Below are 11,733 nucleotides of genomic sequence, written 5' to 3' on the forward strand. Positions count from 1 at the left end.
CAGGCACCTAGAACACTTGCACGAACGTGTACCAATCACCGTCGAATTCCTGGTAGCCGATGTCGCCGTCATGTCTGGGAACGCCGAGATACGGCGCCCCGCCCGGCAGGTACGCCAGACCGATCGAGTTGATCAGCCCGCCTTCGATGAAGAACAGACACCCGTGCTCAACTGACTCGATCCGCCTGACCTGATACACACCTATTCGACGGTCAGTCGACGACGTCGAGCATTCCTGGGCCTCGGCAGCCAGTGAGTCCTTCGACGCCATGAACGCAATTCGCGACGGCACCGACAGCGCTACAAGTGCACATGTGAGGAGAACGAGCGCCGGCGCAATCAAACTCCAGCGCAAGGCTCGAAATTTGAACCACCCAATCAGGCTGAGTATCAACCACACTGCACCCAGGGCAGCGAGCACGGCCATGGCGAGCGCGAAGTACACATACGAAGCGAGTGGCACGGCACTCCACAGGACAACACCACAAGCGCCGGCAACGAGCAGCGCTGTGATCCCGACGAGCACAGTCCACCAAGCCTCAGGGCCCACCTCTTCGCTCATCTGGCGACTCTGGCAGACGACGATGCGCACGGTGCCGAAACAGGACACACCACTCGAGCGCCAGCGGTGTAAAAAGCAATTCCTCGTCACTAACGTGGAACTCGGAGCGATCACGGCTCGCTCCCCCAGCAGACGCAAAAGGAGGACCACGTGAGCACCATCGAAAGTCGACCCCACGCCACCCAACGACTGTCTGTCACCGACATAGACCCCGAGGCGTACAAAGGCATGCTGGCCATCGAGAAATATGTCCACGCCGGCGACCTCGAATCGAAAACACTCCATCTCCTGAAAATCCGTGCCTCGCAGATCAACGGCTGCGCCTACTGTCTGGACATGCACACAATCGAATCTCGAAAAGACGGCGAGGATCAACGCCGGCTGGACGTATTAGCGGCCTGGAGAGAAGCGTCGTCGTGGTTCAGCGAGGCCGAGCAGGCCGTGTTGGAATTGACGGAAGAAGTGACGCTCATCGGGAAAGGCGGCGTTTCGGATGCAGTCTGGGCGCGAGTGAAGGCGTCATACTCCGAGAATCAGATCATTCGCCTGTTGATGGCAATCTCAGCGATCAACACTTGGAATCGGCTCGCCATCTCAACCCATCAGGAGCTCACCCCGCTTTAACACTATGCGGACAAGGAATAGAACGGGACTGCATTCCGGGATGCAGATAATTTGATGAATAAATAGATTTCGTATTCAATCAGAGTCGAATACATGGCCGCCGCTGCACGTTCCGCAAACGACAGTTGGTGCTGCGTACGCACCCTACATAGGGCGTACGCAGCACCTTTCGTCACTTACATTATTCCACGGTCTCCGGCGAGTCCGATGAGAATGAATCCACGAATGCGATCAACTTTTGCAGCACTGCCGAGATATCGAAATCTTCCAAACTACCCATTTCAATCTTCCCTTCCGTGGTGAGGTTGAATCAATCCTTACAACACCGAATGTAGATCATGTTTTGTCATCGCGCACAGCATCTCCACCGAAGCGTCGAAAATACGACAATCAGCAAGACATGGGTTAATTTCGCGTATACAGCCTGCTCAACCGACTGTAATGCGCATATTAATCCCACCTGAAATGCTGGTGAAAAAATTCAAGCTAATCTTCGGAAAAGTTATCGGAACCCGCGTGGCGAAATATTTTGCACACCAACACGCGATGGCATGCTGCGCATCGCCACTCTCTCCGGAATATCCGATACCGTGAAGGGAGCCACATTTCCGAAGGGAGCGAGATTGGTAATCCACGTAGGCACTTCTAGTTTCGACGCGAGCGAAGCCCTCCCTACCTCGATCCAATCGCCCAGATCACCAGCGCTACTGCCATGACGATCTGGCGAGCAGATGAAACTCTTCGGGCGTCGATCGTCATCGACGGCAAGGTCTTCCGAGCCGTCTTGTTCGACATGGACGGTGTGGTCACCGACACCGCGAAAGTTCATCTCGCGGCCTGGCGTCGACTTTTCCACTACCTGACCGAGCGAGGCGAGGTCGGCGATGTGGAACTCAGCGACAACGACTACCGACGATATATCGACGGCAAAGCACGAGCTCAGGGCCTGCAGTCGTATCTCACGTCGCGCGATGTGGTTCTCCCGCTGGGAAATTCGGAAGGCTCCCCGAATGCGGTTACCATCACCGACCTTCTCGGGCGCAAGAATACGTACTTCCTCGAAGAGCTTGGTCGACATCGTGTCGAAGTGATCGTTCCCACGGTCCGGTGGATTCAGCAGTTGCGCTCGGCCGGCGTCCACACAGCGATCGTCTCGGCAAGCAGAAACGCGAAGTTCGTACTCGACAGCGCCCACTTGGCAAACCTCTTCGATATCCGCTGTGACGGCATCGACGCCGCAAAGCGCGGCCTTGCAGGGAAACCGAACCCCGACACCTATCTGGAAGCTGCGGCGCGCCTGTCAGTCCCACCATCTGAGTGTGTTGTCATCGAGGACGCGACCGCCGGAATCCGCGCTGCCAATTCCGGCGGCTTCGGCCTCAGTATCGGACTGGGCCCGGCGGAGAACGTCGCCGACCTGATCGGCAGCGGAGCCGACTTCGTGGTGTTCGACGTCAGCGAAATCGATTACCACTTCGTCACCTCTGCCTCGGCAGAGGGCGACAACAACGATGCTGCGTGCGAACTGTGTACCGACGGCGCCGACCCGTCCTGGTCCCTCGAATACCGCGGCCTCAGCCCCGACACTGCTGGGCTGCGGGAAACACTGTTGACACAGGGGAACGGCTATTTCGCCACCCGCGGAGCGCTCCCGGAATCACATGACGACGGCGTGCACTACCCCGGCACATACATCGCCGGGTGCTACAACAGATTGACTTCGGAGGCAGCGGGTAGGTCTCGCGACGACGAAAGTGCCGTCAATATTCCGGATTGGACGGTATTCACCGTGGCCGGACCCGACGGCCAGTGGCTTGGGAGCGGGTCCCATCTGATCGATCATCACCATGAAGAATTCGATCTACGCTGCGGGACGGTTCGGCGTGAGACGACTTTCCGCGACATCACCGGCCGAGTCACCAGAATTCGTCAACAACGATTCGTATCGATGGACGATCCTCACCTCGCAGCAATCTGCACGACGATCATCCCCGAGAACTGGGACGGCACTGTCCATGTGCGCTCAGGAATCAATGCAGCCGTGTCCAACAACAACGTCCCGGACTATTCCTTACTGGGGAATCACCACCTCACCGTCATTTCCGCAGAAGCCGTTGATCACGAACGTGTTTCGACGACAGTCGAAACGTCGACCTCACATATCCGTGTGTCGCAGTGTGAACGGTTGAGAGTCCGGTTCGATGACGGGTCGACGCCGCAACACACACGGCGCGTGGACGTCAGCGAAAATTCCGTCGCACAGTTGGTCAAATACACGGCAACATCGGGTCAGCCCGTAGTTTTCGAAAAAACCATGTCGCTCTTCACATCTCGTGACCACGCAATAGCGGAACCCGACCATGCTGCACGGGAACACGCAATCGATGCGGCCGATCACCGCGAATTGTTCCGCCGGCATTTCATCGCGTGGGAGCTTCTGTGGCACAAATTTGCCATCACTCTGGGCTCCGATGTCACAACATCTTTGGCCGCCAACGTCCAGCTCGTTCACGCACTGCAGACCCTGTCCGCGCACACCATCGATCTCGACGTGGGCGTTCCGGCGCGAGGACTACACGGCGAGGCCTATCGCGGGCACGTGTTCTGGGACGAATTGTTTGTCACGCCAATCCTGACTCTGCGCCTACCCGAATTGACACGATCATTGCTGCTGTATCGAAGTCGCCGACTTCGACAGGCAAAGAGCAATGCCGGAAAGACAGGACACGATGGCGCACTGTTCCCCTGGCAGAGCGGTAGCGATGGGCGCGAGGAAACGCCGACTGCACTGTTCAATCCGCGATCCAAGCGCTGGATGCCCGACAATTCCCGACGTCAGCATCACGTGAACCTCGCCGTCGCATACAACGTGTGGCACTACTGGCAAACAACCACCGACCTCGAATTTCTCAGGAATCACGCGGTCGAACTTCTAGTCGAAAATGCGCGCTTTTGGATCAGCCGGGCTGACTACGACGCCACCGATGACCGCTACGACATCCGTGGCGTCATGGGCCCGGACGAATTTCATGACGGCTATCCAGGTCGCCCTGGCGAAGGCATCGACAACAATACGTACGTCAACATCATGACGGAGTGGTCACTGATGCGAGCGCTCGACGCCGTCGAGATTCTCGGCCGCACAAGCCGATCCATCACCGAAGACCTCGAGGTCACAGAATACGAGTTGGCGGCCTGGGACAAAATGAGTCGTCGTCTGCGCCTCACCTTCCTTCCGAATGGCCTGCTCGCGCAATTCGAGGGTTTCGATACCCTCAAAGAACTGGATTGGGCAGACTACCGATCCCGGTACCTCGATATCGGTCGGCTCGATCTCATTCTCGAAGCTGAAGGCGACTCGACCGTCCACTACAAGGCATCCAAGCAAGCAGACTTACTCATGCTGCTGTATGTATTCTCCGCGGAGGAACTGACCGATCTGATCGCACGGTTGGGTTACCACTTCGATCCGTCGTCGATTCCGTCCATGATCGATTACTATCTGTCCCGCACCACGCACGGATCGACTCTCAGCCGAATCGCGCACACCTGGGTGCTCGTCCGCGGTAATCGTTCGCAATCATGGGACATGCTTCGCAGCGCGCTCGCGTCGGATCTCTCGGACTCCCAGCATGGCCGTACGCGAGAGGGCATTCACCTCGCTGCGATGGCGGGCGCGATCGATATTCTCGAACGCTGTTACACCGGCCTCGACTTCCGTGACGATGTTGTGTGGTTGCATCCGCAATTGCCGATCGAACTGAGCGAACTTGCCTTCACGATCTACTACCGTGGCCATCGATTGCAGATCCAGTGCACACATTCTTCAGTGACCGTATCGTCGGAGACGAAAGATGCTGCACCGATCAAACTTTCGATCGACGGCAGCAGTCACATAGTATTACCAGGATCGTCCGTAACCGTTTCCGCCCAGTAACTGGAGATCCAACATGCCTCACACCAACCCGGACGATCCAAATTCCGCGTCGACGGGATACAACAACTCATCCTCTACCGCCGGCCAAGTCGCCCAGAACAGCATCTTCGAGCGTATTGCCCGAGCAGGCTTCGTCGGGAGCGGCATCGTTCACCTGATCATCGGCTACATCGCCATCCGCCTCGCTCTCGGGGGCGGCGGCGGAACCGCAGACCAGTCCGGGGCGATGACAGAACTGGCGAACAAGCCGGGTGGCGGCTTGGCGCTCTGGATCGGCGTCGTCGTATTTGCAGCTATGGGCCTGTGGCGGGTGGTTGAAGGTGTACTCGGCAGTTCGTCCAGGCCCGATGCCAATAAGAAATTGTCGCGGATATTCGATCGAATCAAGGCGTTCTCCCTGGCCGCGGTCTACTTTGCATTTGCGTTCACCGCGTGGGGTTTTGCACGCGGAATCGGCAAATCCAGCAGCAGCCAGAGCACCGGGATCACCGCGCGTCTGATGCAATCCGGTGTCGGCTCGGTCGCACTCGTTGTCGGCGCTCTCGTCATTGTCGCGATCGGCGGTTACCACGTGTACAAGGGAGCCAGCCAGAACTTCCTCGACGACCTAGAGGGGCCCACCAGTGATCTGGTTCGACGCCTCGGCACGGTTGGGTATATCGCCAAGGGATTGGCCATTGCGGCAGTGGGTGTGCTTGTGATCGTTGCGGTGATCCAATCGGCCCCCGATAAGTCCTCCGGCCTCGACGGTGCCCTGAAAACCCTCGGCGCCCAACCTTACGGAGTCGCACTCCTGGTGGCCGCGGGACTTGGCATCATCACCTACGGTCTCTACTCCTTCGCTATGGCCCGATCGGCCAAGATGTGATCAACCCACGTTGATGACACCGTCATACCTGCGTTCTGCGTAGAGCGCTTTGATCGTGTCGGCATACTTACTCGCGATCGGTGTGCGCCGCAACTTCATCGTCGGCGTCAGTTCATCACCGCCTGGAACCCACGCCGATGGAATAATCGAAAAGCGTTTCACCTGTTCAACTGTGGATAGTTTTGCGTTTCCAGCCCTGACTGCCAGTGTTGCCTCTTCCACGATCTTCGGGTGTGCTGCCAAATCCGCGAGTTGCGCTCCGGGCACCCCTAGGGCCTCTGCTCGCAGATCAGTGACGTCCGGATCCAGCGTCACCAGCGCGGTGACGTAGCTCTGGTTGTTACCGATCGCGACAACTTGGGCGATCAACGACGAGGATGCCTTGACAGCATTCTCGATATTGTTGGGCGCCAAGTTCTTTCCCGACGAATTGACGATGAGTTCTTTCTTGCGGTCGACGATGGTCAGGTTGCCGTTGTCATCGCACTTTCCGATATCGCCAGTCGCCATCCAGCCGTCCGAATCGATTGTTTCAGCGGTCTTCTCGGGCTGATTGCGGTATCCGCGCATCACGATCGGTCCTCGTACCAGAACTTCACCGTCCGCTGCGAGTCTGATTTCTACGCCCGTGACGGGTTTACCCACTGTCCCGATCTTCAGATTGTCGGCCGTGGTCATCGCACCGAGGCCGATAGTTTCCGACATCCCCCAGATCTCGAGCAACGGGATACCCAAGCCGGTGAAGTACTCGAGGATCTCGACAGGAATAGCCGCTGCGCCTGTGAAAGCCAACCTGAGCTGATCGAACCCCAACGCGGTCCGCACCTTCGAAAACACCAAGGTGTCGGCGACCCGGTATTGCAGTTGCAACGCCCGCCCCCGTGGTGTCCCGTTCAGAGTCGCTCTCGCCGCTCGCGCACCCACAGCGAAAGACCACGCCGCCAACTTGGACGTGATCGGGTTTGTTTCCGCTGCCAGCTTTGCCTCAATTCCGGCCTTGATCTTCATCCAGACCCGTGGGACACCGACGAACATGGTCGGCCGGACATCGGACAGCGCGGACATCAAGTCGCGCAGATCTCCGACCGCCGTGATTTGCACACCAAAGATCTGGTTGGCGCCGTGCGTGGAAATCCGATCCGCAATGTGCGCCGACGGCAGGTACGAGATCGCCCGGTCCTCGAATCCGAGGTCGAAGCCGGCTATCGCCCTGGCGGCAGCGATTGCGTTGCGCTGCGTGACCTCCACACCTTTAGGGGGACCGGTGGTGCCCGAGGTGTAGACAAGGGTCACCAAATCGTCCGGTCTCACCGCTCGCCACGACGCCTCGAAATCGAAGTTCGCGGCTGGATTCGATTCGATCTCGGCCAACTCGAGTGCTCCATCCGCCGGGCCGTCCACGGTGACGATGTGCTCGAATGTCACGCGAGATGCTGCGATCGGCGCCAGGAACACCTGCTCCGTGACGACCACCTTGTTGCCCGCATCGGTAAACAGAAATTGGAGTTGTTCTGGCGCGCTGGTGTTGTACACCGAAAACGGAATAGCTCCTAGATGCGTGATTGCAGTATCAACGAGATTGAATTCCGGCCGGTTGGTGAGCATGAGCCCGACGGTGTCGCCGCGCCGAACGCCTAGTTCGGCCAGTCCACTGGCGATGGCCTCGACACGCCGCGCGTATTCACGCCAGGTCACCTCCTGATGTCCGCCAGGAGTCCGCAACGCGACTTTGTCGGGGTGCATCCGCGCGGTGTGCTGGAACGCCTCTACTGCGGTACGCACTTCGTTTCCCGACGGATGGACAAGAACTATGTCATCGGTGCCATCGATCATCACTTCTCCTGCCGACATCGAAATCGATTGCCGAAGTCGAGGATTCAGAACAGTCTGCGCATGATTTTCACGGAACGCGCGGAATACGGAGGATAGACGAACTTCAGATCAGGCTTGAATGGCTTGACCAGCACAGACTTACGATGACTGAACGCTTCAAAGCCCCACTTTCCGTGGTAGGCGCCCATCCCGCTGTCACCGACACCACCGAACGGCAATTGCGGCACCATCGCGTGCACGGTCACATGATTCACCACTGCCCCACCAGAACTGATCGCATTGACCAGCTTCGTCGCCACGGTTCGCGAACTCGTGAAGTAATACGCAGCAAGTGGTTTGGGTCGCGCGTTGACGAACGTGATCGCCTCGTCGATCGAATCCACGGCGAGCACAGGAAGAATCGGCCCGAAGATCTCCTCCTGCATCACTGCGTCGTCAGGATCGGGGTCGATGATCACCGTCGGTTCTATCGTGAGGGCATCACGATCCGATCCACCCCCGAACACGATCCGCCCGGAAGTGTCGGCCAGGCTTGCAGCGAGCCTGTCGAACTGCCGCTCGTTGACGATCTGCAATCCCTGGCCGTGCTGATCGGCGCGAAACTGCGTGAGAGTGTCGATGATGCGATGCACCAATTGTTCGTGGATCGACCGTTCCGCGAGCACATAGTCGGGCGCAAGGCATGTCTGTCCCGAGTTGAACAACTTCGCCCACGCAACGCGTCTGGCTACGACATCCATTTCGGCGTCGGCAGCGACGACGACCGGGCTCTTGCCACCAAGTTCGAGCAGTACCGGCGTCAAGTCCGGCGCCGCTCTTGCCAGGATCTTGCGCCCGATCTCGGTACCGCCCGTGAACAACACCTTGTCAGGGCCTTGGGACAACAGTTCCTGCGTCACCTGTGCATCGCCTTCGACAACCACAACGGCCTCTGGATCGACGTACCGCGGCAGCCAATGAGCCAGCAGTGCGGACGTCGCAGGAGCCCCTTCCGACGGTTTGACGATGACTACGTTGCCCGCAGCAAGTGCTGCAACAAGTGGGACGAGAGTGAGATAGACGGGATAGTTCCAGGCTCCGATCACGAGCACAACACCGCGCGGCTCGTACTGGACCCAGCCGACTGCCGGCAGTTGGTTCAGCGGGAGCGGTTGTGGTCGCCGACGCATCCACCAGCGCAGACGTTTTCGCGCATAGGTCGCCTCTGCCTTGACGAGTGCGACGTCAGCGAGCCACGCCTCCATCTCACTGCGTCCGAGATCTGCCGCAAGAGCCGCCGCTATCTCCAGCTCGCGTTCGTCGAGAAATCGTTCGATTCCCTCGATCTGGCCTTTGCGCCAGTCTGCTTTACGGGTCCGGCCACCTGCATACACTTCCCGAAGCTGAGCCGCGATAGGCGCGACATCAGATTCTGCGGACGAACCCTTGGAATGTGATTGATTGGTGAGTGTCATGGGAAACTCCGTCAGATCGAAGATCTGGACATGCCGATGAGGGAGAGCACCCATTGTGATGGTGCGTCTGTGCTGGTGCGTCGCACACACCGACATGTCCAGCGTATCGACCCGAGCCACACCATTCGATGGCTAGGAATGGATCTCCACATTCGCTACACTGCGGCACGTTAGCCGTCAGCTCGATTGATCAGTTCATCCAATCATGTAGTCCACAAACACTATTCATCGAATAGACACCCGACTATGTTTCGGAAATCGCGATTCCGACAGTTCCGGTCTTGCCGCGACGGAGGAGACTGCCCTTCATGGTGAGCCAGCCGATGATTCCGTAGCGACGAGCAATCGCATCGCGGGCATGATCGGTTCCATGCCCGTCGAGGATTTCTGCCTTCGCGGCGACCGGGTCACCCTTGGGGTTTCCGCGAGCATCGCACACTGCAACGGTCACGGACGGGTTCCGCCTGATCCGCTTCACCTTGTAGGAATCGGTCACCGTCCACACCAGCAACCGCTCACCGTCGAGGGCAGCCCATAGCGGCGTTGCGACGGGTGTGCCGTCTTTACGGAATGTGGTGAGCAGGACGTACTTGGATTCTGTCACTCGCTTGAAGTCTGGGGTCACCTGTCGAGGATAGGTGCGAATCGTGGTTATCACGCGGCCGGCATTTCAGACACCGTTCCGCGATCAATCAATATGTCCGGATTGCCGCACTTTAGGGGCTCCAAGCTATGCATGATCCCCAACCGAATTCTCACTCGAGCTATTCTGTCGTTACCTATGTCTTCGAGGTATCGGGAGTTGAGCTTTTCATCATGCAGCGTCGAAGTTTCTTGAAGGCGGCCGGTGTTGGCGCAGCGGTTGCCGCCACGACAACGGTGACGTCCACTGCCGTGAGCCACGCGACGCCGCGGCACACCCTCCCGATGGGCATGGACCACTACCGCAACCTCGTTCCCGAACTATTTGACCCCTCACCAGTCCCCCAGCAGCATTCGGAAGCCATTGTCATCGGCTCCGGATTCGGTGCCAGTGCCACCGCGCTTCGACTCGCGCAGAGCGGGACTCAGGTCACGGTATTGGAACGGGGACTTCGATGGCCTCATGATCCGTATCGCGAAATCCATACCTCGGACCTGCTCGCTGACGGCCGAGGCGTGTTTCGCCGGACGTCGTTCACCAACCTCACCGGGATTCCCGTTGCGTGCGATTACTTCAGTGGAGTTCTCGACGCCACCGATTACGAAAACATGTCGGTATGGCGCGGAGCCGCAGTCGGCGGCGGGTCCGTCATCTTCACCGGCGTGATGATCGCACCCGAACGTAGATTCTTCGACGCCGTGTTCGGCAACTCGTTGAACTACGACGAGATGTCCGCTACCTGGTACCCCAAGGTCCGCCAGATGTTGCGCCTGAGCCCGCTGCCCGAGGATCTCTACCGAACGGCGAACTTCGGGCATTCGCGTCGGTGGGATCAGGATGCCCGCCGTGCCGGCTTCGATCCGCATCGCATCGACGGCATCTGGAACTGGGACGTCGTTCGCTCCGAACTGAGCGGCGGCTCCCGCCCGTCCGCAACCGTCGGCGACACCAACATGGGCAATTCCAACGGAGCAAAATTCGATCTCACTCAGAACTACATTCCTGCCGCTGAAGCCACGGGCAAGACCACGGTGTGCTTCGGGCATCAGGTGTTGAGCATCGGCCGCGAAAAGGACGGACGTTACGTTGTCGACGTCGAATCGAGTGATCCCACCGGCGCCGTGCTGACCAGGCGCACTATTACGTGCGATCGTCTTTTTCTCGGCGCTGGGTCGATCGGAACGTCCGAACTGCTTGTCCGCGCTCAGGCGACCGGCGCCCTGCCGAAGCTCAACGAACACATCGGTAAAGGGTGGGGCACCAACGGCGACGGCGCGATGGTGCGATCCTTCGGGTTCAGCGACGGCTCAGCGCAGGCAGCACCTTCCGCATCGCGCATCGTCGACGAAACGGGACTGCCTCTGTCTCTCGAGAACTGGCATGCGGCAGGAGTTCCGATGAACATCGGCATGCTTGCCAGCCTGGGTATGACCCTCGATCCGCAGCGCGCCGATTTCAGCTTCGACGCGCGCGCAGACCGTGTTGTTCTCAACTGGCCGCACAATGGCAGCGCGGCCACGATCGAGGCCTTGCGAGCTGTGCAGAACAAAATGGCCTTTGCAGGTTCGACGCTGCCGTCGGCATTGCCGTTTGCGCAGGACGTCAACTGCTCGTTCACCGCGCATCCACTCGGCGGCGCAGTCTTGGGCAAAGCCACCGACGGTTACGGCCGGGTCAAGGGGTACGACGGTCTGTACGTCATGGACGGAGCGGCGATCCCCGGAAGCACAGGCACGGTCAATCCGTCGTTGACCATCACAGCTCTGGCCGAGCGAAACATCGCGGAGATCATCAACTCGAAGCGCTGAGGCG

General features: G+C 58.9%; 8 protein-coding genes. 4 read left to right on the forward strand and 4 right to left on the reverse strand.

Features of this window, described 5'->3' with window-relative positions; genetic code table 11:
* Positions 1-7 precede the first annotated feature (7 nt).
* On the reverse strand, positions 8-562 hold the full coding sequence (locus tag FEZ60_RS03990) for a hypothetical protein (RefSeq protein WP_202025600.1): 555 nt from the start codon (positions 560-562) through the stop codon (positions 8-10).
* 150 nt (positions 563-712) lie between these two features.
* On the opposite strand from FEZ60_RS03990, the gene FEZ60_RS03995 reads away from it, so the two are divergent.
* The 3 genes from FEZ60_RS03995 to FEZ60_RS04005 all read left to right on the forward strand — a co-directional run bounded on the left by FEZ60_RS03995 (position 713) and on the right by FEZ60_RS04005 (position 5,991).
* On the forward strand, positions 713-1,186 hold the full coding sequence (locus tag FEZ60_RS03995; RefSeq protein ID WP_202025601.1) for a carboxymuconolactone decarboxylase family protein: 474 nt from the start codon (positions 713-715) through the stop codon (positions 1,184-1,186).
* A 712-nt stretch (positions 1,187-1,898) separates the two neighbouring features.
* A complete protein-coding gene (locus FEZ60_RS04000) occupies positions 1,899-5,123 on the forward strand; it encodes an HAD-IA family hydrolase (protein ID WP_172935558.1) in 3,225 nt (1,074 codons plus the stop codon).
* Between the two features lie 13 nt (positions 5,124-5,136).
* Positions 5,137-5,991 (forward strand): DUF1206 domain-containing protein, encoded by an 855-nt coding sequence (locus tag FEZ60_RS04005; protein WP_051730315.1) that lies wholly within the window; start codon positions 5,137-5,139, stop codon positions 5,989-5,991.
* On the opposite strand, the gene FEZ60_RS04010 is transcribed toward FEZ60_RS04005, so the two are convergent.
* From FEZ60_RS04010 to FEZ60_RS04020, 3 genes are all read right to left on the reverse strand, one after another.
* Positions 5,992-7,824, reverse strand: a complete 1,833-nt coding sequence (locus FEZ60_RS04010) for a long-chain fatty acid--CoA ligase (RefSeq protein ID WP_172935559.1) — start codon at positions 7,822-7,824, stop codon at positions 5,992-5,994.
* Between the two features lie 44 nt (positions 7,825-7,868).
* The gene (locus FEZ60_RS04015) at positions 7,869-9,278 is read right to left on the reverse strand and encodes an aldehyde dehydrogenase family protein (protein WP_172935560.1); all 1,410 of its coding nucleotides are present in this window, start codon (positions 9,276-9,278) and stop codon (positions 7,869-7,871) included.
* A 244-nt stretch (positions 9,279-9,522) separates the two neighbouring features.
* Positions 9,523-9,903, reverse strand: a complete 381-nt coding sequence (locus tag FEZ60_RS04020) for a PPOX class F420-dependent oxidoreductase (protein WP_172935561.1) — start codon at positions 9,901-9,903, stop codon at positions 9,523-9,525.
* A 191-nt stretch (positions 9,904-10,094) separates the two neighbouring features.
* Here FEZ60_RS04020 and FEZ60_RS04025 point away from each other — a divergent pair, with 191 nt between their 5' ends.
* Entirely contained in the window at positions 10,095-11,729 is a 1,635-nt protein-coding gene (locus tag FEZ60_RS04025; RefSeq protein WP_172935562.1) for a GMC oxidoreductase, read from the forward strand.
* The last annotated feature ends 4 nt before the right edge of the window (positions 11,730-11,733 follow it).

It is taken from the genome of Rhodococcus sp. MS16 (genome assembly GCF_013277795.1).
Taxonomy (GTDB): Bacteria; Actinomycetota; Actinomycetes; order Mycobacteriales; family Mycobacteriaceae; genus Rhodococcus_F; species Rhodococcus_F globerula.